Annotated in this window: 20 protein-coding genes, 1 tRNA gene and 1 riboswitch; of the genes, 9 read left to right on the top strand and 12 right to left on the bottom strand. The window is 65.9% G+C overall.

The features are described 5' to 3' along the window. From SFU54_RS00835 to SFU54_RS00845, 3 genes are all read right to left on the bottom strand, one after another. Positions 1-539 (bottom strand): FGGY family carbohydrate kinase (locus tag SFU54_RS00835; protein ID WP_319014425.1); only part of this gene is annotated, 539 nt, incomplete at its 3' end. A gap of 3 nt (positions 540-542) precedes the next feature. After that, positions 543-2,276 (bottom strand): glycerol-3-phosphate dehydrogenase/oxidase, encoded by a 1,734-nt coding sequence (locus tag SFU54_RS00840; protein ID WP_319014426.1) that lies wholly within the window; start codon positions 2,274-2,276, stop codon positions 543-545. A 132-nt stretch (positions 2,277-2,408) separates the two neighbouring features. After that, on the bottom strand, positions 2,409-3,395 hold the full coding sequence (locus tag SFU54_RS00845) for a sugar-binding transcriptional regulator (protein WP_319014427.1): 987 nt from the start codon (positions 3,393-3,395) through the stop codon (positions 2,409-2,411). A gap of 157 nt (positions 3,396-3,552) precedes the next feature. Next, a riboswitch (FMN riboswitch) is annotated at positions 3,553-3,685 on the top strand. Positions 3,686-3,743: 58 nt separating this feature from the next. On the opposite strand from SFU54_RS00845, the gene ribD reads away from it, so the two are divergent. The 5 genes from ribD to SFU54_RS00870 all read left to right on the top strand — a co-directional run bounded on the left by ribD (position 3,744) and on the right by SFU54_RS00870 (position 8,491). Further along, positions 3,744-4,787 (top strand): bifunctional diaminohydroxyphosphoribosylaminopyrimidine deaminase/5-amino-6-(5-phosphoribosylamino)uracil reductase RibD, encoded by a 1,044-nt coding sequence (ribD, locus tag SFU54_RS00850; protein WP_319014428.1) that lies wholly within the window; start codon positions 3,744-3,746, stop codon positions 4,785-4,787. A 3-nt stretch (positions 4,788-4,790) separates the two neighbouring features. Further along, a complete protein-coding gene (locus SFU54_RS00855; RefSeq protein WP_319014429.1) occupies positions 4,791-5,405 on the top strand; it encodes a riboflavin synthase in 615 nt (204 codons plus the stop codon). Then, a complete protein-coding gene (gene ribB / locus SFU54_RS00860; RefSeq protein WP_319014430.1) occupies positions 5,402-6,685 on the top strand; it encodes a 3,4-dihydroxy-2-butanone-4-phosphate synthase in 1,284 nt (427 codons plus the stop codon). The genes SFU54_RS00855 and ribB overlap by 4 nt, the downstream gene beginning before the upstream one ends. Beyond that, a complete protein-coding gene (ribH, locus tag SFU54_RS00865) occupies positions 6,682-7,152 on the top strand; it encodes a 6,7-dimethyl-8-ribityllumazine synthase (protein WP_319014431.1) in 471 nt (156 codons plus the stop codon). Before ribB ends, ribH begins: the two co-directional genes overlap by 4 nt. A 67-nt stretch (positions 7,153-7,219) precedes the next feature. Beyond that, on the top strand, positions 7,220-8,491 hold the full coding sequence (locus SFU54_RS00870; protein ID WP_319014432.1) for an MFS transporter: 1,272 nt from the start codon (positions 7,220-7,222) through the stop codon (positions 8,489-8,491). A gap of 3 nt (positions 8,492-8,494) precedes the next feature. On the opposite strand, the gene SFU54_RS00875 is transcribed toward SFU54_RS00870, so the two are convergent. Genes SFU54_RS00875 through SFU54_RS00885 form a run of 3 tightly spaced genes read right to left on the bottom strand, consistent with a single transcriptional unit; the run spans position 8,495 to position 11,084 of the window. Next, positions 8,495-9,316: an ABC transporter permease gene (locus tag SFU54_RS00875; RefSeq protein WP_319014433.1), complete on the bottom strand. Its 822-nt coding sequence runs from the start codon at positions 9,314-9,316 to the stop codon at positions 8,495-8,497. Continuing rightward, positions 9,313-10,161 carry an ABC transporter permease gene (locus tag SFU54_RS00880; RefSeq protein WP_319014434.1) on the bottom strand — a complete coding sequence of 283 codons (849 nt, stop codon included), beginning with the start codon at positions 10,159-10,161 and terminating at the stop codon, positions 9,313-9,315. Before SFU54_RS00880 ends, SFU54_RS00875 begins: the two co-directional genes overlap by 4 nt. After that, complete coding sequence (locus SFU54_RS00885) at positions 10,158-11,084, bottom strand: ABC transporter ATP-binding protein (protein WP_319014435.1); 927 nt, start codon at positions 11,082-11,084, stop codon at positions 10,158-10,160. Before SFU54_RS00885 ends, SFU54_RS00880 begins: the two co-directional genes overlap by 4 nt. Positions 11,085-11,165: 81 nt before the next feature. On the opposite strand from SFU54_RS00885, the gene SFU54_RS00890 reads away from it, so the two are divergent. Together SFU54_RS00890 and SFU54_RS00895 are read left to right on the top strand one after the other, a co-directional pair. Then, on the top strand, positions 11,166-11,951 hold the full coding sequence (locus SFU54_RS00890) for a hypothetical protein (RefSeq protein WP_319014436.1): 786 nt from the start codon (positions 11,166-11,168) through the stop codon (positions 11,949-11,951). A gap of 88 nt (positions 11,952-12,039) precedes the next feature. Further along, positions 12,040-13,914, top strand: a complete 1,875-nt coding sequence (locus SFU54_RS00895) for an ABC transporter ATP-binding protein (RefSeq protein ID WP_319014437.1) — start codon at positions 12,040-12,042, stop codon at positions 13,912-13,914. A gap of 6 nt (positions 13,915-13,920) precedes the next feature. On the opposite strand, the gene SFU54_RS00900 is transcribed toward SFU54_RS00895, so the two are convergent. From SFU54_RS00900 to SFU54_RS00915, 4 genes are all read right to left on the bottom strand, one after another. Continuing rightward, positions 13,921-14,502 carry an isochorismatase family protein gene (locus SFU54_RS00900; protein WP_319014438.1) on the bottom strand — a complete coding sequence of 194 codons (582 nt, stop codon included), beginning with the start codon at positions 14,500-14,502 and terminating at the stop codon, positions 13,921-13,923. Positions 14,503-14,525: 23 nt separating this feature from the next. Continuing rightward, positions 14,526-16,067, bottom strand: coding sequence for a D-alanyl-D-alanine carboxypeptidase/D-alanyl-D-alanine-endopeptidase (gene dacB / locus SFU54_RS00905; RefSeq protein WP_319014439.1), 1,542 nt, complete (start codon positions 16,065-16,067; stop codon positions 14,526-14,528). Positions 16,068-16,096: 29 nt separating this feature from the next. Continuing rightward, positions 16,097-17,074: a Gfo/Idh/MocA family oxidoreductase gene (locus SFU54_RS00910; RefSeq protein ID WP_319014440.1), complete on the bottom strand. Its 978-nt coding sequence runs from the start codon at positions 17,072-17,074 to the stop codon at positions 16,097-16,099. A gap of 71 nt (positions 17,075-17,145) precedes the next feature. After that, positions 17,146-17,463, bottom strand: coding sequence for a hypothetical protein (locus SFU54_RS00915; protein WP_319014441.1), 318 nt, complete (start codon positions 17,461-17,463; stop codon positions 17,146-17,148). 109 nt (positions 17,464-17,572) lie between these two features. On the opposite strand from SFU54_RS00915, the gene SFU54_RS00920 reads away from it, so the two are divergent. Beyond that, positions 17,573-17,980, top strand: coding sequence for a hypothetical protein (locus tag SFU54_RS00920; protein WP_319014442.1), 408 nt, complete (start codon positions 17,573-17,575; stop codon positions 17,978-17,980). A gap of 516 nt (positions 17,981-18,496) precedes the next feature. Here SFU54_RS00920 and SFU54_RS00925 read toward each other — a convergent pair. Together SFU54_RS00925 and SFU54_RS00930 are read right to left on the bottom strand one after the other, a co-directional pair. Next, positions 18,497-18,569: transfer RNA gene (locus tag SFU54_RS00925), tRNA-Thr, on the bottom strand. Positions 18,570-18,617: 48 nt separating this feature from the next. Beyond that, positions 18,618-19,541, bottom strand: a complete 924-nt coding sequence (locus SFU54_RS00930) for a DsbA family protein (RefSeq protein WP_319014443.1) — start codon at positions 19,539-19,541, stop codon at positions 18,618-18,620. 236 nt (positions 19,542-19,777) lie between these two features. Between SFU54_RS00930 and SFU54_RS00935 the strand changes: the two genes are divergently transcribed. Further along, the gene (locus tag SFU54_RS00935; RefSeq protein ID WP_319014444.1) at positions 19,778-20,875 is read left to right on the top strand and encodes a sn-glycerol-3-phosphate ABC transporter ATP-binding protein UgpC; all 1,098 of its coding nucleotides are present in this window, start codon (positions 19,778-19,780) and stop codon (positions 20,873-20,875) included. Positions 20,876-20,950: the final 75 nt, after the last annotated feature.

The raw sequence follows: 20,950 nt of genomic DNA on the forward strand, positions 1-20,950 counted from the left end.
TGCACGCCGCCGGTGACGCCTCCCGTGAGGTTCCAGAGCAGCCAGGTGTCGATCGTGCCGAAGAGCAGTTCGCCGGCTTCGGCGCGCGCACGGGCACCCTCGACGTGGTCAAGAATCCACGCGATCTTGGTGGCACTGAAATAGGTGGCGAGGGGCAGGCCGGTGATGTCGGCGAAGCGCCGCACGCCACCGTCGGCGGCAAGCGCATCAACGAGGTCTTGCGTTCGCGTGTCTTGCCACACGATCGCGTTGTAGATGGGCTGGCCCGTCGCGCGATCCCACACGACGGCGGTCTCGCGCTGGTTCGTGATGCCGATCGCGGCGACCTCGTGACGCGTGATTCCCGCCTTGCCGAGCGCCTGGCCGACGACCTCTTGCGTGTTGTGCCAGATCTCGAGCGGGTCGTGCTCGACCCACCCCGCCTTGGGAAAAATCTGTTCGTGCGGGTGCTGCCCCACAGCGACGATCGCGCCGTGGTGGTCAACAATCACGGCACGCGTGCTCGTGGTGCCCTGATCGATCGCAACGATGTGGCTCATGGCTCAGCCCTTTCTGCGAGAGCGCGACGGTGCGCTGTCGAGCGTGATTCCGTGCCGGTCGGCGAGGTACAGCCTGGCATCGTCGACCTCCTGGGCGCGACGCTTCGCATCCCAACCGAGCGAGTCGGCGAGCAATTCGGCGAGCTCGAGCAGCAGGGCATCGGTGACGAGCCCGCGGAAGGCGAGCGACGTGCGCCGCAGCAGCACGTCTACGAGTCGAACGACTTGCTCGGTCTCGACGAGGTGCCGCAGTTCGGCGCGCGAGTAGTCGGGCGCGGCGGCGAGGGGCGCATCCGAGGTCGCCACACTGCGACGGATGATCGCCTCAGCGCTCGTGCCGTAGCGCTCGAGCAGCTCGGCCGCACGATCGGCGCCCACGGTCGCGCCGTGCGCAGCAAGCCACTCGGCACGTGTCTCGGGCGTCGTCGGATACCCGACCGCTCCGCCGATGAGCCGGCCGTCGGTGCTGACCGTGCGCGAGCGTCCGAGCAGCGCGAGCACGCGCCCGCCCAGTTGTTCGCCGAGCGCCCGGAAGGTCGTCCACTTGCCGCCGACGAGGCTCAACACGGGCACGCCGCCGCGCTCACCCTCTTCGACGCGGTAGTCGCGACTGATTTGCGCGTTCGAGGCGGCATCCTGCCGCGGCAGGGGCCGCACGCCCGAGAAGCGGAAGACGATGTGCGACCGGTCGACCGGGATGCTCGGAAAGACGTACTTGACCACCTCGATGAAGTAGTCGACCTCGGCCTCGGTGCACCGAATCGGCTCGGCCATGTCGTGCGCAATGTCGGTCGTGCCGATGAGCACGCGACCCTTGAGGGGATAGATCAACACGATGCGGCCATCCGAGAACTCAAAGAAGATCTCGCGACCGTTGCATGCTGCGAGCAGCTCGGGGTGATCGACGACGATGTGCGAGCCCTTCGTGCCGCCCATGAACTGTGTGGCCTCGCCGAGGGCTGCGTTGGTGAGGTCGGTCCAGGGGCCTGAGGCGTTGACGACCACGCGCGCGCGCAGGTCGAAAGCGTCACCCGTGACCGCGTCGCGTAGGGTCACCGCGCCGTCAGCGCCCATGCCCACCGCTTCGACGTAGTTGGATGCTCGCGCACGGTCGCCCTCGGCAACACCGTCCATCAGCACGTCGAGGGCGAGCCGCTCGGGGTCGTGCATCGACGCGTCGTAGTACGTCGCCGTCCACTTGACGTCGCGGCGCAGCGCGGGCAGCAGCGCGCGTGAGGCCTTCGCGCCGCGGAACTGGTGGCGCGGCACTCGTCCACCATCGCGCGAGAAGATGTCGTAAATCGTCAGGCCAACCTTGATGATGAGCGCGCCGCGCTCTTTGCGGCCCTTCGTCTTCACGCCCATGAAACGCAACGGCGCTGCGAGCAGGCTCGAGAAGGTCGAGAAGATCGGAATCGTCGTTGGCAGCGGCCGCACGTAGTGCGGGGCCAACCGCAGCAGGGCATTGCGCTCGTGCACCGACTCGTTGACGAGGCGGAACTCGCCGTTCTCGAGATAGCGAATACCGCCGTGAATCATGTGCGACGAGCCCGACGAGGCTCCGGCCACATAGTCATCGCGGTCGACGAGCACGACGTCTACGCCGTTGAGCGCGAGGTCACGGAACGTCGCGATGCCGTTGATGCCTGCCCCGATGATGAGCACCTCGCACTCGGGGCGAGCGCGCAGGGCCTCCACGGTGGCGCGAACGGACGACGAAGAGGTGCGTGCAGGCATCGGGATGCTGACCATTCTGACGATGGGGGCTCGACGACACCGGCTGTTGTCGCCGGGTCCATCCTGCGACGGTTTGCCCAATGTGCCAACCCCGCTGCACAAACGTGCACACCGTCACGCCGGCACCGACTCTCAGCGCGCGGGTGCCCCGCTCTCGTCGGCGACCAGTGCGGTCGCGAGACTCTCATCAAGCACAAGATCGGTGATCAGACCCCCGGCAAGCGCTCCGCGCAGGCTCGACAGTTTTTGCACTCCCGACACGATGCAGACCCGTCGAGCAACGCGGCGCAAACGGTCGAGTCCGGGGCCGGAGGCCCGGGCGTTGAGCGCGATGCCGTCCGAGGTTCCGTCGCCGCGAAAGAACACCGTGGCCACGTCTCCCACGACGCCGTCAGCACTCAAGCTGCGATAGTCAGCGGCGTCGAGGTAGCCACCGATATAGACCTGGCTGGGCACTTCGGCGAAGGGCGAGCCGAGCCCGAACACGGCGACGTCCATGCGCCCGTGAATCTCAAGAAGCCGCCGCGTGCTGCGTTCGCGCCAGAGCGCCTCGCGCGTCGCGGGGTCGTCGAAGAACGCCGGAACCGGAAACTGCTGCACTTGGGCGGTGTAGGCCTCGCCAAAACGGTGCAGAATCTCGCTGGCATAGTCGATTCCGGTGGTCTGCATGTTGCCGGCGCCGTTCATCTGCACGATCACCGAGTTGTGCGTCGGCTTCTTCACAAGATGGCGGCTGAGCGCTCCGAGCGTAGACCCCCACGCCACACCAACGACCATGTTCGCGTCGACGAAGCGGCCGAGCAGTCGGCCCGCGGTCATCGCCACGCGCTCGAGTCGATCCACATCGCTGATCGACTCGGGCATGGGGACCACGTGGGCAACCACGCGGTGCCGGGCCAGAATCGCCTGCTCGATATCGAGCCCGCGATCGAACGGCGAGCGAATCTGAATGTCGACGAGCCCCGACTCGCGGGCGAACGACAGCAACCGTGACACCGACGAACGCGACGTGCCCAACTCGGCGGCGATCGCCTCCATCGTGAGGTCTTGCATGTAGTAGCGCTGCGCAGCCGTGAGCGCGGCAGCGGTCTTCGCGGTCTCGGGGTCGCTCGCGGGCATGGCGGCAGTCTGACATGCGCTGCACATCTGTGCGTGCTCCCAGAACGAATGCGGGCATCCGTCGCCCCCTAGTACCACTCACCAAACACCCGAGCGATTCCCAGCCAAGGGTCGGGAATAGTGAGGCTTCAGAGCGGTTGACTACTCTGATACCAAGTACGTGTTCCGGGGTCGGTGAAAATCCGAGCCGGCGGTGAAAGCCCGCGACCCGCCATCGAGGCAACTCGAGAGCGGTTGAACCGGTGGAATTCCGGTGCCGACGGTGAAAGTCCGGATGGGAGGAACACGCGAGCGGCAGCATGCCGTGCGCGCGACCCCGGATGCGTTCCTGACTCTGAAGGAACCCCGATGACCAGCACCGCACCGCACGCCGACGAGACTCTCGTCGCGGCGATGCGACGCGCCCTCAGCCTCGCGACCCACGGCCCCGCAGTCGGCGAGAACCCGCAGGTGGGGTGCGTGCTGCTCGACGAGTCGGGCGCCATTGTTGCCGAAGGCTGGCACCGCGGCGTCGGCACCAACCACGCCGAAGTGGATGCTCTCTCGCACGTCGACAGCGCGGCAGGCCTCACCGCCATCGTCACGCTCGAGCCCTGCAATCACACGGGTCGCACCGGCCCGTGTGCGCAGGCGCTCATCGATGCCGGTGTCGCTCGCGTGGTCTACGCACTCGACGACCCCAACCCGATCGCGGTCGGAGGTGCTGACCGGCTGCGCGCCGCGGGCATCGAGGTCACGGGCGGCGTGCTCGCCGATGAGGCTCACGAGCTGCTGCGGCCCTGGCTCACAAGCGTGCGGCTCGGGCGCCCGTTCGTCACGGTCAAGTGGGCTTCGACGCTCGACGGCCGCGCCGCTGCGGCCGACGGTACGAGCCAGTGGATCACTGGCACGGCGGCTCGCCAGCGCGTGCACGAGCAGCGCGCCGCGCACGACGCCATCGCCGTCGGCACGGGCACCGTTCTCGCCGACGACCCCACCCTGACCGCGCGCGGCGACGGCGGCGAACTGCTGCCGCACCAGCCTATTCCGGTCGTGTTCGGAACCACCCCGGTACCGACGGATGCCCGGCTACGGCAGCACCCTGCCGGACTCATCGAACTCGGCCACCGCGACCTCGGCGCGGGCCTGAGCGAGTTGTATGAGCGAGGAATCCGACGCTTGTACGTGGAGGGCGGCCCCACTCTCGCGAGCGCCTTTCTGCGCGAGGGACTCGTCGACGACGTACTCGTGTACCTCGCTCCCCTGCTGCTCGGCGGGCCGAAGACGGCCATCGACGACCTGGGGGTCACCACCATGAGCGAGGCGCTGGCGCTGCGCATCCACCACATCGAATCGCTCGGCGACGACCTGCTCGTCGTCGCCCGCCCCTACCAACCCACCCCTGAGGACTAAACGATGTTTACCGGATTGATCGAAGAACTCGGCGCCATGGTGCGCTGGGAGCCCCGCGGCGACGCGGGCAGACTCACCGTGCGCGGGCCGCTCGTCGTGAGTGACGCCGCCCACGGCGACTCCATTTCGGTGAATGGCGTGTGCCTCACCGTGGTCGAGCAGGGCGACGACTGGTTTACCGCCGATGTCATGGGCCAAACCCTCGCGATGAGCACGATCGGCACCTGGGTCGAGGGCGAGCCCGTCAATCTTGAGCGCGCGGCATCCGTCGGCGACCGCCTCGGCGGGCACATCGTTCAGGGCCACATCGACGGCACCACGACGGTGCTCGAGGTGCGGCAGCAAGACGCCTGGCGCGTGCTGCGGTTTTCGCTCGACGCCGTGCATGCTCCGCTCGTGGTTGACAAAGGCTCGATCGCCGTCGATGGCGTGAGCCTCACGGTGAGCGCGGCCGGCGACGACTGGTTCGAGGTCTCGCTGATTCCCGAAACCCTCGCCGTTACCACGCTCGGCCGCAAGCAGGTCGGCGACACCGCCAACATCGAAACCGACATTCTCGCCCGCCACGTGGCGCGACTGGTGCGCTTCGGCGCAACCGACGGAAGGACCGAGTCATGAGCATCGGAACAATCCCCCAGGCGCTCGCCGCCTTGCGCGAGGGCAAGCCCGTGCTCGTCGCCGACGATGAGGGCCGCGAGAACGAGGGCGACGTCATCATCTCGGCCGAACTCGCAACGCCCGCGTGGATCGCGTGGACGATTCGCCACACGAGTGGCTTCTTGTGCGCACCCATGACCAATGAGATCGCTGACGCGCTCGACTTGCCACTCATGGTGAGCGACAACCAAGACCCGCGGCGCACGGCATACACGATCACGGTCGATGCGGCCGAACGCATCACGACGGGCATCAGCGCGGGTGATCGCACCCACACCCTCCGCACCCTCGCCAACCCTGCCTCGACACCCACGAGCCTGATTCGCCCTGGCCACGTGCTCCCGCTGCGCGCGGTCGATGGCGGCGTTCGTGAACGCGCCGGCCACACCGAGGCGGCCGTCGAACTCATGCACCTCGCGGGCTTGCGCCCGGTCGCGGCCATCGGCGAGGTCGTTGCCGACGACGGCGACATGATGCGCCTGCCCGAGCTCATTCGTTTTGGCGAGCAAGAAGGTGTCGTCGTCATCACGATCGTCGACCTCATCGCCTACCTCGAGTCGGGTGAAGACTTCGCCGCGGCATCACCGTCGCGCGTCGTCGACCGCGCGAGCAGCGTGACGTTTGAGGTGGCCACGACGGTTCCGACGACCCACGGACCGTTCTCGATGCGCGCGTATCGTGACCGCAAGACCGGCGCCGACCACGTGGCGATCGTGAGTGGGATGCCCCACGACGACATGATCGTGCGCGTGCACTCCGAGTGCCTCACGGGTGAGGCGTTCGGCTCGCTCAAGTGCGAGTGCGGCCCCCAGCTCGACGCCGCACTCGACGTTATCCAGCGCCAGGGTGGGGCTGTGCTCTACATGCGCGGACACGAAGGGCGCGGCATCGGGCTCATCAACAAGCTCAAGGCCTACCGCTTGCAAGAAGACGGCTACGACACGCTCGACGCCAACTTGGCCCTGGGGCTACCGGCCGACGCGCGCGACTATGAGGCCGCCAGTGACATGTTGCGCGACCTTGGCGTTTCGCGCGTGCGCTTGCTCAGCAACAACCCCGAGAAGCAGCGCCAGCTGACGCAGTACGGTGTCGAGGTGAGCGCTCTCGTTCCGCTCGTCGTCGGCGTCGGCGACGACAACGAGGGCTACCTCTCGGCCAAGCGCGACCGCATGGGTCACCGCTTGCCCGACAGCATCACCAGTGCCCCCGTTTTCGCCACCATCGAAGGGAAGACCGCATGAGCGGCGCAGGATCCCCCACTCTCTCCGTCGACGGCACGGGCCTCACGGTCGCCATCGTGGCGGGCCAGTGGCACACAGTGATTAGCGAGGGGCTGAAGGCAGGCGCGCGGCGTGTGCTCGAGGCATCCGGAGCCACGATCGTCGAATACGCCGTGCCCGGCTCATTCGAATTGCCCGTCGTGAGCAAGGCTGCCCTCGAGGCGGGAGCCGACGCGGTAGTCGCTCTCGGAGTCATCATTCGGGGCGGCACGCCGCACTTCGAATACGTGAGCTCGGCCGCGACGGATGGCCTGACGCGCGTCGCTCTCGACACGGGCAAGCCCGTGGGTTTCGGGGTGCTGACGCTCGAGAACGAGCAGCAGGGAATCGATCGCGCGGGGCTTCCTGGATCGATCGAAGACAAGGGCGCCGAGGCCGCCGAAGCGGCGCTCGCGACCGCGCGCGTGCTGCAGGCCATTCGCGCCTAAGGGCGGCACACCCCCTGTTCGGGGCGCGGCGCACGTCAGAGCCGTTTGCCCCAGTAATCTGGCGCGTGTGAGCTCACCCCAAACTCCTTCTGGCTTCAATCCCTTCGCCGAGCCGACCCGTCGCGTGAGCGCCGCGTGGATCGCAGTCTTCGCCATGGCGTGGCTGGGAATCTGGATGGCGCAACTCACGCCGATTCAGCTGTTGTTGCCGCAAGAGATCGATGCCCTGCTGACGACGACCGACTGGACCGAGAGCGTCGTCGCCTTCGGCATCATCTCAGCCATCGCGGGCGTGTGCGCGCTGATCGTTTTTCCGCTCACGGGCGCCTTGAGCGACCGCACCACCTCGCGCTTCGGTCGACGCAAGCCGTGGATCGCCGCGGGCACACTCATCTTCGCGTGCGCACTCGTCGCGCTCGGCCTGCAGTCCAGCCTCGTGGGCATCGGCATTTGCTGGTCGCTCGCCATCAGCGGATTCTGCATGGCATCGGCCGCCATCACGGCGACGATTGCCGACCAAGTGCCCGTCGAGCAGCGCGGGTTTGTCTCGGGATGGGTCTCGGCGCCGCAAGCCGTGGGCACCCTCTTGGGCATCGTGCTCGTCGTTTTTCTTGGCCTCAGCTTGATTCAGGGCTACCTGCTTGTCGCCGCGCTTCTCATCGTGCTCGTGCTGCCCTTCTTGCTGCTGACGCGCGACGAAGTGCTCCCCGCCGTCTTGCGCCCTCCGTTTCGGCCGCGGATGCTCATCACGGGTCTCTGGATCAGCCCGCGCAAGCACCCCGACTTCGCGTGGACGCTCGTCAGCCGCGTGCTCGTCAATCTGGGCAACGCACTCGGCACGACCCTGCTGCTCTACTTCTTGCTCTATGGCCTCAACCGAGGCGACACAGCCGAAGACGACCTTCTCGTTCTCACGCTCATCTACCTGGTGTTCTTCACCGGCTCAGCTCTGATTTTCGGCCGCGTAAGCGACCGCCTCCGGCAGCGCAAAGCGTTCGTGTATGTCGCCGCCTATCTGCAAGCACTCGCCGCCTTGCTCTTGGCGCTGGTTCCCGACTTCTCGGTGGCGCTCGTTGCCGCAGGGTTCCTCGGCATCGGCTACGGCAGCTTCATGGCCGTCGACCAGGCCTTGGCGACGCAAGTGTTGCCCGACCGTCACACGCGCGGCAAAGACCTCGGAATCATGAACGTGGCTCTCGCCGTGCCGCAAGCGTTTGGGCCGCTGCTGGGCGCGATGGTGGTTGCCGCCACGGGAGGCTTTGTCGGTCTCTTTATCGCCTCGGCCGTGGTCGCGGTGCTCGGTGGACTCGCCGTTCTGCCCGTGAAGTCGGTGCGCTAGTCGCTACTTCAAGAACAGCGCGCGCAGTCGGCTCGTCGTAAAGACCAGCCCGATCGCGATCATCGCGAGGTAGTAGCCGACGTGCACGAGCATGATGGGTGACAGAGCGCCGGTCGTCAGGCCGCGCACGAGCTCGACGCCGTGCCAGAGAGGCAACGCCTGAATGACCCACTGGATCGCCTCGGGATACACGGTGATCGGGTAGAACGTTGCCGAGAACAAGAACATCGGCAGCATGATGAAGGCGATCCAGTCCATCTGGTTGAACGTCTTCATGTAGCTCGTGATCGCCATGCCGAGGCTGGCGAAGCCGAAGGCGATGAGCAGCACGGCCGGCAGGGCGAGCAGCGCCGTCCACGCGAGATTCAGGCCGAAGGCCTGCATGATCACCATGAAGCCGACGGCGTACATCGCGCCGCGAAGCAGGGCCAAGAAGATCTCGCCGAGGGCGACGTCGAGCGGGCCGAGCGACGTGGCGAGCATCCCGTGATACAGCCGCGAGTAATTGAGCTTGAAGAAGACGTTCCACGTCGAGTCGTAGACCGCGCCGTTCATGGCCGAGACGGCGAGGAGTGCCGGTGCAATGAAGGCTGCGTAGGGCACCTCTTGGCCGGTCGAGGTCTGCACGGTGCCGACGAGTGCACCGAAGCCGATGCCGAGCGAGAGCAAGTAGAACACCGGCTCGAAGAAACCGCTGAGCACGACGAGTCCGTTCGTGCTGCGCGTCGCGAGAAAGCCGCGGTGGATGACCGCGCGCGTGTTGCCGGCATACAGCGCACTGCGGCGCGGGGCTAAAGCCTGCTCGGTCGAGGTCGTGGTGGTCATTTGTTGAGCCTCCGCGCGAAGTGGCGGTGCGTCGCCCAGAGGGCGATGGCGAAGAGGGTGACGAGGTACCCCACGTGGGTGACCGTCAGCCACAGGGGCTCCTCCAGGCCGTAGCTGAAAACGCGCCCGAGCTCGGTGCCGTGCCAGAGCGGTGATGCCCAGCCGAGCGGCTGCAGCCACAGCGGCAACTGTTCGAGCGGAAAGAAGGTGCCCGAGAACAAGAAGAGCGGCGTGATGGCGAATCGCTGCAAGAGCGCCATCTGCCCCTTGTCTTCAGTGATCGTCGAGGTGTAGGCCGCCTGCGCGGCGCCGACCGCCATGCCCGTGAGGCTCGCGGCGATGATCGCCAGCCAACCGGCGGGCGAGGGCACGGCACCGAAGAGCACGATGATGCCGAAGTAAATGGTGACCGTCGCGACGATGCGGATCGCGAGCTGAATCATCGTGCCGTTGACGATCTGCGCGGGCGTGATCGGGGCGGCGTTCATGGCGAAAAAGATCGGGTTCCACTTGAAACCCGCCATGATCGGGTAGCTCGTCTCGCTCGCCGCAACGGTCATTGCGGCGGTTGCCATGAGCGCGGGAGCGACGAACTGCAGGTAGCTAACGCCCCCCACTCCCTGCGGCACGAGGCTCGCGAGGCCCACCCCGAGGGCGAACAAGTAGATCAGTGGGTTGCCAAAGCTCTGAAAGATCGCGTCGGGAAGGTAGCCCTGCATGCCACGAAGTCGGTGCTCGGCGACGTACCACGAGCCCCAGCGGCGCGGGGCGATGCCCGCGGTGAGCGCGCGCTGAGCATCCGGATGCACGGCGTCCGGTTGCTGCGTGTGGTCGAGTGCGGTCATTCGATGAGGCTCCGCCCGGTGAGGCGCAGAAACACGTCTTCCAGACTCGAACGGCGCACGAGCGACGTGATGGGCTCGAGCCCGAGGTGCGTCACGGCTTCGAGGGCCGCCTCGCCGTTGTCGCTATAGACGAGGATGCGGTCGGGCAGCACCTCGAGGCGCTCGCCCACCCCGGCCATGCGCTCGGCAGCCTCGGCATTCTTATCGCTACCGAAGCGCACCTCGAGCACCTCGCGACTGGAGTACTCACGAATGAGCGAAGAGGGCGAACCCTCCGCCATGATCTGGCCCTTGTCGACGACGACGAGACGGTCACACAGTTGCTCGGCTTCGTCCATGTAATGCGTCGTGAGCACGAGGGTCGTGCCCTGTTCCTTGAGCCGGAACAGACGGTCCCACAAGATGTGCCGCGCTTGCGGGTCGAGGCCCGTCGTTGGCTCGTCGAGCAGCAAGATGCGCGGCTCGTTGATGAGAGCGCGCGCGATCGTCAGGCGGCGCTTCATGCCGCCGGAGAGGTCGTCGACCTTTGCCTTCTTGCGGTCGGTCAGTTGGGCGAACTCGAGCAGGGCATCCTCCCGCTCGGCGACCACCGCGCGCGGCAAACCGAAGTAGCGCCCATAGACGAGCAGATTGTCACGCACGCGCAGTTCTTGATCGAGGTTGTCTTGCTGCGGAACCACGCCGAGTTGCGAGCGAATATCGGGCCCGTGATCGTTCGGATCGAGGCCCAGGATGCTCAAGCTGCCACTCGTGCGCGTTGACACCGCCCCGACCATGCGCATCGTGGTCGACTTGCCCGCACCGTTCGGGCCGAGCAGTCCGAACGATTCGCCCGGAGCGACCTCGAAGTCGATCGCATTGACGGCCGTGAAGTCGCCGTAGGTCTTGGTGAGAGCAGTCGCTGTGATTACTGGGGTGGGCACGGTACCCGAGCCTAAACCCGACGAGTGACGCGGCACAGCGTGTGAGTGACACGGCGCACAGGGAGTTCTATGCTTGCGCCCATGAAGCGGACTCCCGTGCTGATGAGCGCAGCGACCATCATTCTTCTCGCCCTCGCCGGATGCACGCCTCCCGCTGAGCCCGGCACCCCGGTTGCCAGTGAGTCACCGAGTTCGCCGGCATCGGCCGAGCCGTCGCCCACGGCCGAAGCTCTGGCCGAAGATGTGCTCCTCGTCGTCTCGGCGGTCGCTACAGCTGACAACGGTGCTGTGCTCGACCTCACCATGACCGTTCACCGTCCCACGGCGTTCGACGACCCGGCGTCGGCAGCGGCCGCCGCCCTCATGACCGACTCATGCGGCGGTGGCACTGACGACAGCGTGTACGCCGATCAGCTGTGGACATTCGCGAGCGTCGACATCGAGGCGGTCGAACGACCCGGCACAGCGTGGCCCACGAACCGTCGCCTCTTCTTCTATCCGCTCGCCACCGATGTCAACATCGCCGCCGACGGAGCCGTGCTCGACGACGACATGGTCGATCCGGCGACGCCACACTGCCGCACCGATAAGCACCTCGACGCTCCCGGATCAGGAGTCATGGTCGTCGGGCTCGAGGGCGACACCGATGACGTCTCGGCAGCGGGGCAGTTCACCCGGTGGGCCAACCACATGTGGGGCTTCTCGGGCGTCTACGTCGCGGGCCAATCCGCAGCCGCTGCGGGCATCGTGCTCTCGGAGTGCGCCTACACCGTGACCGATGCCGGCAAGGCCCTCAATGGCGGCTCGGCTGAGTGGATTGACCTCATCGACGACGAGCGCTGCCAGGTCGGGAATCCGACGATCTAAGCGCGACAACGGGGCGCCTCACGCTCGTAGCGAAACAGTACCCGTGGCCTAGTTCTGCGCGGGTCTTGTGGACGAGACTGGAAGCACCATGACGCTTCCCGCACCGACCCCACGCTCCCGGTTCTCGCGTACGCCCGATGACGGACCTCGCGCGACATTTGCCCAACTGTGGCCCTACCTCGCCGAGCACCGCCGCATCCTGAGCGTGGTCGTCGTGCTGAGCATTCTGGCGGCCGCGGCATCGCTCGCCCAGCCCGTGCTCGTCAGCCAGGTCATCACGGTCGTGCAAGCAGGAGACCCGCTCGGTTCACTGGTCTGGGTCTTGGTCGGCCTTGTGGTCGCGTCTGCCGTGCTCAGCGGATTTCAGCACTATTTGCTGCAGCGCACCGGCACCTCGGTCGTGCTCAGTGCACGCCGTCAGCTCGTGCGCCGCATGCTTCGCCTGCCCATCAGCGAGTTCGACACGCGGCGCACCGGCGACCTGGTCTCGCGCGTGGGGTCGGACACCACACTGCTCTACGCCGTCATCACCCAAGGGCTCGTCGACGCCGTCGGTGGAGCGCTCGTCTTCGTGGGCGCGCTCATCGCCATGCTCATCATCGATGCCGTGCTACTCGGGCTCACCCTGGCCGTCATTGGCATCGCCGTGGTCACGGTCGTGACGCTCTCGGGCCGCATTCGGGTCGCTAGCCGCAAACAGCAAGAGAAGGTGGGCGACCTCGCCGCCTCAGTCGAGCGATCGTTGAGCGCGGTGCGCACGGTGCGAGCATCCAACGCCACCGACCGCGAAATCGCGTCGGTCGAGAAAGATGCCGAAGGCGCGTGGCGCATGGGTATCGCGGTGGCCAAGATCTCGGCGCTCGTTGTGCCCATTGCCGGCATCGCCCTGCAGGTCGCCCTGCTCGTGGTGCTCGGCGTGGGCGGGTTCCGCGTCGCGAGCGAGGCCATCACGATCGCGAGCCTCGTGTCGTTCATCTTGTTTCTGTTCATGATGATCATGCCGCTCGGGCAAGCCTTCGGCGCGATCAACTCGGTCAACCAGGCGCTGGGCGCCCTCGGCCGCATTCAAGAAATTGTCGGGCTGCCGAGCGAGACCGACGGCGATGCCGACATTGTTCCGGCCGACGCCATCGAGACCGACGACGCCGTGACGTTCGAGAACGTCGCGTTTAGTTACCCCGAAGGCACCGTGCTCGAACAGGTCACGAACCAGGTTGCTGAGCTCGTTGAGACAGAACATCTCGCGGGTCGAGTTGCCACGGCTACCACCCCCGAGATCGATCGCACCGTGTTGCGCGGCGTCACCTTTTCGGCGCCGCGCGGCAAGCGCACAGCGCTCGTCGGGCTGTCGGGTGCCGGCAAGAGCACGATTCTCGCGCTCATCGAGCGGTTCTACGACCCGACTGGCGGCGTCGTTCGCCTCGGCGGCGTCGACATTCGCGCTCTCGATCGCACCGCCTTGCGAGCACAGATCGGCTACGTCGAACAAGACGCACCCGTGCTCGCCGGCACGATCGGCGAGAACCTGCGACTCTCAACCCCCGATGCCACCGACGACGAGTGTGTGGCGGTGCTTCGCGCCGTCAACCTCATCGATGTGCTCGAGCGTGATGAGCGGGGTCTGGATGCGCACGTGGGCGAAGACGGCGTGATGTTGTCAGGCGGCGAGCGTCAGCGCCTCGCCATCGCACGAGCCTTGTTGGCGGCGCCGCCCATTCTGCTGCTCGACGAGTCGACATCATCACTCGACGGCCTCAACGAGCAACGCATGCGCGAGGCCATCGACGCGGTGGCCGAGAACCGCACTCTCATCGTCATCGCGCACCGACTCTCGACCGTCGTCGACAGCGACCAAATCGTCGTGCTCGACCACGGCACGGTCGTGGGAGTCGGCACCCACAGCGAACTCGTGGCGTCGACGCCGCTCTACCGCGACCTCGCGAAACACCAGTTGCTCGTGTAGTCCCGCCTACTCGGCGCCGACGAGAGTGACACCTGCCGCCGAGAGCTCGTCGAGTGCGCCGGCACTGGATGCGGGGGCAACTCCCGCAACGAGGTGCGTCAACACGCGCACGCGGCGACCGGCCGCCAGGGCATCCAGAGCCGAAGCGCGCACGCAATAGTCCGTCGCGATACCGACGACATCGACATCGGTGATGCCGAGTTCATCGAGGGCCGCCACAATGCCGCGGCCGTCGTCGGTCGTGCCTTCGAAGATCGAATAGGCCGGTACCCCTTGGCCTTTACGCACGTGAATGTCAATCAGGCCGGTGTCGATCGCCGGGTGATACTCGGCACCGTCGGTGCCTGCCATGCAGTGCGGCGGCCAGGTCGAGACGAAGTCAGGGTTGCCGTGCGCCGCAAAGTGCCCTCCGTTGTCGTTGTCAGGGTCGTGCCAGTCACGCGATGCGATCACGACCGCATAATCATCGGGATGCTCGCGCACGTGTTCCGTGATCGCAGCGGCCACGGCCGCGCCCCCCTCGACTCCGAGGGCACCCCCCTCGGTGAAGTCGTTCTGCACGTCGATGATCACGAGCGCACGCGCCATTGCTGCCTCCGATGCCGAATACGTCAGTTGTTCGAGAGATTGTCGCCGCACGTGAACACCCCGGTCGTCAGGGTGTCGAGGGCTTCTTTGGCACTAGAACCAATGCCGTCACGAATTGCATAGAACGCGAAAGTGAGCACCGAGCCGTCTGCCGCGCGCACGATGCCCGCGAGCGAATACGAACTGTCGATCCAGCCAGTCTTGGCAAAGACCTGACCCCGAGCAACGGCATTCGCGCCAGTGAAGCGACCAGACAAGCTGCCGCTGACTCCCGCGACGGGCAGGGCTCCCGTGATGAGTTCGAGATTCTGCCCCGCACCGTTGATGACGGCAAACAGCTGAGCAACGTACTGCGCCGGCACAGCGTTGAGTTCGCTCAAGCCGGAGCCGTCACGAATGCTGAGACCCGTCGTGGGCACGCCGTAGATGTTGAGCACCCCGGTGAACGTTTGATTGAGCGAGGCAGCCGAGCCGTTGAGCCCGATCGCCTTTGATGACACCCGGGCAAGCATCTCAGCGAGAGTGTTGTCGCTGTTGGGAAGCATTTGTGAAATGAGCGTCTTGACGGGCTGCGACTGCACTTGAGCGAGAACAGTCGTGCTGACGGCAGAGCCGGTCGTCCACGTGGGCACGCCAGCGGGGTTGCCCGCAGCAGCGAGTGCGGCAGCAAACTCGGCACCGGCACGCGCGACAGGATCGGTCGACCGCGGGCTCGTGAGCTGGCGCGGATCTTGGCGGTCGCCATCAACCTGCAGTGCGGTGACCTCTGAGTGGTACCCGATGGTCTGCTCGCTGCGCGCCCACGACGAGTCCCACTTGTCGGCGGTGCTCCAAAAGTTCGAGTCGAGAACGACCTGCGTGATCCCGGGGGCATCCGGATTCGCGGCAGCGTAGGCGGCGACGGTTTGCGCGGCGAGATCCGAGAGCTTGGGCGCGCCTCGATAGACACTTTCTTGACCGGCGGGCAAGCGACTTAAGGTCGCATCTCCGCCGCCCACCAGCACAACAGTTCCCGGGCTCGACCCGGGAACGACCCGTGTCGTGAGGCGGTACTCCGGCCCCAAGGCCGACAGCGCCACAGCGGCGGTGAGCACCTTCAAGACGCTGGCCGTGCGCGCCGGAACGGCAGCCTGTCGATCAAAGAGCACTTCACCGGTCGTGGCATTAATGACCGACCCAAAGAGCGTCGTCAGGCGTTCATCGCGAGCGAGAGCATCGATCGAACAGGTGCGCAAACGGCTCGGGGCTGCGATCGAGATCGGAAGCTCGCGCGGGTCGGGCGTGGGGGTCGCCGTCACGATGGTCTCGGGCGCGTTCGCGCTCGCAGAACCAACCGCCACTCCGGCAAAGAGAGCACCCGTCGCCACGAGCACGAAACCTACCGAGAGCGCGGTCGTCAGCACAGCGCGGGGGTGTCGGGCGATGAACGCCCCCATGCCGCGCGGTGACTCTGACGGCGCGGTCGCGCGTGCGCCAGCATCCGTCGACGCAGACCGTGACCTGCCCTTAGCCGATTGAGCATCACGCAGGGCGCGTCGACTCAACGGCTGCTCTGGGTGGGTCATGGAGTCATGATATCGAGAGGGCCCACCGGCTATTCGCCTGGGTATCGCAGTCCAATGACCGACCGCACTTCATCGAGAACCCCCATGATGGCGACCGACTCGTCGATGGGCAACGAGGTCGGGGCCGCGCCCGCGACACGGGCTTCGAGCTCGGCCGCTTGAAACTGCATTCCGCGCGTCGTTATGTCGGCCGAGAACCGCTCGACAACGTTCCACTCGCGGTCGTAGCGCGTGAGCGTCGTCGGTGTGTACCAGACGCGATCCAACTCGATTGCTCCCGTCGTGCCGAGAACAACGGCCCGATTAGAGCCCGCGGTGTCGAGGGCGCAATGCAGAACGGCTTGGCGGCCGTCGTCATAGCTAAAGATCATCGCGGTCTGACGATCCACGCCCGTCGCGGTCATCGACGCGTGGGCAGCGATCGACGACGGAATCCCGAGCACGTCGACCGCGAATGACACCGGGTACACCCCCAGGTCGAGAAGTGCCCCACCCCCGAGATGAGGGTTCTGGAGTCGGTGTTCAGGATGAGTCGGGAGCGATTGTGTGTGGTCGGCCATGACCGTGCGCACCTCGCCGATTGCCCCTGATTCGAGGAGACCGCGAAGGTGAACCATGTGTGGCAAGAACCGCGTCCACATTGCCTCCATCGCGACGACGCCACGCTCTGCTGCGCGGTCAGCGATGCGCTGCGCATCCGTTCGATTGATCGTGAACGGTTTCTCGATGAGCACGTGCTTTCCGGCATCGATCGCAAGAAGCGCGGCATCAATGTGCTGCGGGTGAGGCGTCGCCACGTAAATGACATCGACCTCGGGGTCGGCCGCGAGTTGTTCGTAGCTACCGTGCGCATTCGGGATGCCGAACTCCGCCGCAAACGCGTCAGCCGCGGCGGGCGCACGCGACCCGACGGCGGTCACCGTGAACCCCGAATCACGCAGATCGAGAACGAAGCTTCGGGCGATGTGTCCGGTGGCAAGAATGCCCCACCGCAGTGCAGTGCTCACGAACGGCTCCTTTTCGGGCGCCGCCATGGCGTCCGGTGCCGTCAGCCTACTCATTCACGCCGAGGCGATCCCTAACAGTTCACCCAGCGAGCGGCAGCGCGCGTGAACGAGTACGGCTCGTTCGGAACACCGCCGTGAGTCATCGAGAACAAGATGCAGACGCGCGCGGTGCTCGCGGTATACGTCGGCTTGTACAGCGATGCGCGGTGACTCGACGAGTCCCACCACTTCTGCGCCACCGTCGAACCCGTGTTGCCCGAGCCGCCAGCCAAGTTGCCATCGCAACCGACGCTCGCGAGTCCGTCGCTGCGAACCGAACCGATGTGACCCCAGGCGCTCATGGGATCTGTGCTCGGGTCTTCGGCCATCCAGAACAGACGGTCTTCCATGCACGAGTCGTATCGAATGTTGCCGAACGGCACCGGCGGCAGACAGTTGGCAACGCGGATGGCGTTTAACGTTTGCGCGAACGACTGCAGGTCAGCAGAGGTCGTACCCGTGACGCCAAGCGGAGAGGTGCGACTCGGCGCTCCCGGCGTCGACCCGCTGATGGCTGCCGGACACACCGGAGCGGGGGGCGTGGTCGGCGCGGGCGCGCTCGGCGTTGGCGTGGGCTTCGGAGACGTGGTTGGGCTCGGCGAGGTGGTCGGCTTCGGAGTGGGCGATGTTCCCCCGCCCGACGTCGTGCCCCCACCCGAGGTGCCCCCGCCCGTGGTACCGCCACCCGTGGTGCCCCCGCCAGAGGTGCCGCCGGTTGATGGGCCCCCCGAAGTCGACCCGCCAGACGTTGAACCACCGGAGGTCTCCCCATCGGGCGTGATCTCGCCCGGTTCTGACCCTCCGCTGTCGGGCGAGGTAGCTTCGCCGTCGTTCTCGGAGTTCGTCGCTGTCTGGTGGGCGACATAGCTCCCAATGGGCATCGTGGAGTCTCGCACCGCAGCCCAAGCCTCGCGGGTCGAAATGAGAGCAACATTGCTACTCGTGCCGGACACCTCGAGAGGAACGTGATCGCCCTCTATTCCATTCATGAACGGAAACGTCACGGCCATGACCATGGTCAGTGCCGTTGCGGCAAACGCGGAGTGCAACATGTGCCGCTCCCCTCAGACAGGTGCCTCGGCAGCCCCCCGGCTGCTGGCTTCACGGTATGCCTCAGGGCCCCGCGCCACCAAGTGGCCATAGTCGAAAAGCGAACGGGTCGAAAGGCAAAAGCCCCGAGTTCAGCGGAGTCGTCCCCCGAAGTGGGGCAATGCTCACGACGCATCGCGTCGCGAAAGAGAGCCGACTGCGGGCGCGGCACATCGTGCCGCGCTGGGCGCGGCCGCGTTCACCGCGAGTCTGAGGGGAACAGCGACAAATCGCGTCGCGACAGAGAGCCGACTAGGGGACTTGAACCCCGCGACGCATCGCGTCGCGACAGAGAGCCGACTGCGGGACTTGAACCCGCAACCGCCCGATTACAAGTCGGGTGCGCTACCAATTGCGCCAAGTCGGCATTGACCGTTTCCGGCCGGGCTGTGCGCCCTCGCTAAGACTACCGGGGCTACGGCGTCGGGGTCGGAGTGGGCGTGGGAGTTGGCGTCGGGTTGGTCGAGAATTCGTCACCCGCCGCCTGCAACACGAACTGCGCGAACTCTCCCTGGTCGAAGGGATACGTGTACTCGAACTTCAGGCCGTTCACAAAAACGGTCGGCGTTCCCTCGATGCGGTCGACCTCGGCGTCGCGAATGGCGAGTGGCCCCGTTTGGGCTCGATCGGTCACCGCCTTGACCCACGACTCAAAGGTGCGTTCAGTAATGCACTCTTCGATGACCGTCGAGCCCGCGCCGGCTGCGGCTGCAATCTCGATCAGCCGACTGTCGTCGAGTCCGGGCGTTCCCTCGTCGGGCTGTTCGGCAAACAGACGTTCGTTGAACTCAAAGAAGGAATCAGGTGAAGAGTTCGCCACGCACGCTGCTGCATTGGCTGCGCGCAAGGAGTATTCAGTTCCGGCAGAGCGGCTCGTCAAGATCGCAATCGGGCGGTATTCGATCGTTGCGGCTCCGGATTCGACAAGGGTGCGAATGAACTCGCCATTCGTCGCTTCGAATTCGCCACAGATGGGGCACAAGTAGTCGAGAACGATCTGGATGTCGACAACACCAGCGGCGTTGGCTTCAGAGACGACCGGGCGTGCGTCGGCCGGCAACGCGGGAGTGGTGACCGCGACGAAACCTTCGCCAATACGAATGCCATCGCTCGCCATGTTGCGTGGGCCAGGGCCAGCAGGGCGTACCGAGTTCACCAGAACCAGGGCAATGATCGCCACAACGGCAACGGCGGCCAGGGCTATTCCGCCCTGCAGCAAGATCCGGTTGCGTCGTTCACGCTTCTCGTGCTGCTGACGCAGCTGACGCGCCTTCTCACGCGCTTCAGCGCGACGCTCGTTCTTCGACGGGCGTGCGTGCGCGGATCGGTAGTCGCTCATGAACCCTCATTCGACGGGAGGATGGGCATTCCCCCGGGACACGGTGAAGGGCGCTCGCGGCGCCCTCTGTCGATAGTACGACGCAGTCCTATGCATACGCCACGTCGCGAGCACGCAGGCCGTATCAAGAGGTGGCATACTGAGGGCGGCGGTCAATGAGGCCCGTCTCGCCTTACGGCATATCCATTCACGAAGGATCGTCCGGCACGTACCTGCCGGTGAAGGAGAAGATCAACATGGCAACTGTGACCTTTGATAAGGCCACTCGGCTCTACCCGGGCTCGACGGTTCCGGCCGTCGACGCACTTGACCTCAGTGTCGGTGACGGTGAGTTCCTCGTTCTTGTCGGCCCCTCGGGCTGCGGCAAGTCAACCTCGCTTCGCATGCTCGCGGGCCTCGAAGAGGTCAACGACGGCAACATCTTCATTGGTGACCGCAACGTCACCGATGTGCCGCCGAAAGACCGCGACATCGCAATGGTGTTCCAGAACTACGCTCTCTACCCGCACATGACCGTGGCCGAGAACATGGGCTTCGCGCTCAAGATCGCCGGCGTCAGCAAAGACGAGCGTGCCACGCGCGTGCTCGAGGCCGCTCGTTTGCTCGACCTTGAGCCCTACCTCGACCGCAAGCCGAAGGCGCTCTCGGGTGGCCAGCGTCAGCGTGTTGCCATGGGCCGCGCCATCGTGCGCCAGCCCCAGGTGTTCCTCATGGATGAGCCCCTGTCGAACCTCGACGCGAAGCTGCGCGTGCAGACGCGTACGCAGATCGCGTCGCTGCAGCGCCGCCTCGGCGTCACCACGGTCTACGTCACCCACGACCAGACCGAGGCCCTGACCATGGGTGACCGCATCGCGGTGCTCAAGGGTGGCGTGCTGCAGCAGGTGGGTACTCCTCGCGACCTGTACGAGACGCCGAACAACGTTTTCGTTGCCGGCTTCATCGGCTCGCCCGCGATGAACCTGTTCCCTGCAGAGGTTGCTGACGGCGGTGTGACGTTCGGCTCGACCGTCGCCCCGGTGACTCGCGAGGTGCTCTCGGCGACGAGCGAGAAGATCGTCACGGTCGGCGTTCGCCCCGAAGACATGATCGTCAAGACCTCGGGCGAAGGCCTTGCGGTCACGGTCGACATCGTCGAAGAACTCGGTGCTGACGGCTACCTCTACGGTCACACGGCGGTTGCCGGCCAGCGCGTCGACATCGTCGCGCGCGTCGACGGCCGTGTGCACCCGCACAGCGGCGACACGGTTTACATCACCCCCGAGCCCAAGCACGTTCACGTGTTTGACACCGCGTCGGGCCTGCGCCTGAACAAGGAGCGCATCGCGAGCTAGTTCGCGATGACAACCACCGATGAGGGCGGGAGTGCTGACGAAGCGCACCCGCCCTTATCGTTTCGTGAGCATCCC

Origin of the sequence: Microcella sp., from assembly GCF_033763155.1 — a bacterium.
In the GTDB taxonomy this organism is placed as follows: Bacteria; Actinomycetota; Actinomycetes; order Actinomycetales; family Microbacteriaceae; genus Microcella.

Coding starts and splice junctions, on each gene's coding strand:
- SFU54_RS00840 (WP_319014426.1), bottom strand. CDS start 2,276: ATGCCTGCACGCACCTCTTCGTCGTCCGTTCGCGCCACCGTGGAGGCC.
- SFU54_RS00845 (WP_319014427.1), bottom strand. CDS start 3,395: ATGCCCGCGAGCGACCCCGAGACCGCGAAGACCGCTGCCGCGCTCACG.
- ribD (WP_319014428.1), top strand. CDS start 3,744: ATGACCAGCACCGCACCGCACGCCGACGAGACTCTCGTCGCGGCGATG.
- SFU54_RS00855 (WP_319014429.1), top strand. CDS start 4,791: ATGTTTACCGGATTGATCGAAGAACTCGGCGCCATGGTGCGCTGGGAG.
- ribB (WP_319014430.1), top strand. CDS start 5,402: ATGAGCATCGGAACAATCCCCCAGGCGCTCGCCGCCTTGCGCGAGGGC.
- ribH (WP_319014431.1), top strand. CDS start 6,682: ATGAGCGGCGCAGGATCCCCCACTCTCTCCGTCGACGGCACGGGCCTC.
- SFU54_RS00875 (WP_319014433.1), bottom strand. CDS start 9,316: ATGACCACCACGACCTCGACCGAGCAGGCTTTAGCCCCGCGCCGCAGT.
- SFU54_RS00880 (WP_319014434.1), bottom strand. CDS start 10,161: ATGACCGCACTCGACCACACGCAGCAACCGGACGCCGTGCATCCGGAT.
- SFU54_RS00890 (WP_319014436.1), top strand. CDS start 11,166: ATGAAGCGGACTCCCGTGCTGATGAGCGCAGCGACCATCATTCTTCTC.
- SFU54_RS00895 (WP_319014437.1), top strand. CDS start 12,040: ATGACGCTTCCCGCACCGACCCCACGCTCCCGGTTCTCGCGTACGCCC.
- SFU54_RS00900 (WP_319014438.1), bottom strand. CDS start 14,502: ATGGCGCGTGCGCTCGTGATCATCGACGTGCAGAACGACTTCACCGAG.
- dacB (WP_319014439.1), bottom strand. CDS start 16,067: ATGACCCACCCAGAGCAGCCGTTGAGTCGACGCGCCCTGCGTGATGCT.
- SFU54_RS00915 (WP_319014441.1), bottom strand. CDS start 17,463: ATGGAAGACCGTCTGTTCTGGATGGCCGAAGACCCGAGCACAGATCCC.
- SFU54_RS00930 (WP_319014443.1), bottom strand. CDS start 19,541: ATGAGCGACTACCGATCCGCGCACGCACGCCCGTCGAAGAACGAGCGT.
- SFU54_RS00935 (WP_319014444.1), top strand. CDS start 19,778: ATGGCAACTGTGACCTTTGATAAGGCCACTCGGCTCTACCCGGGCTCG.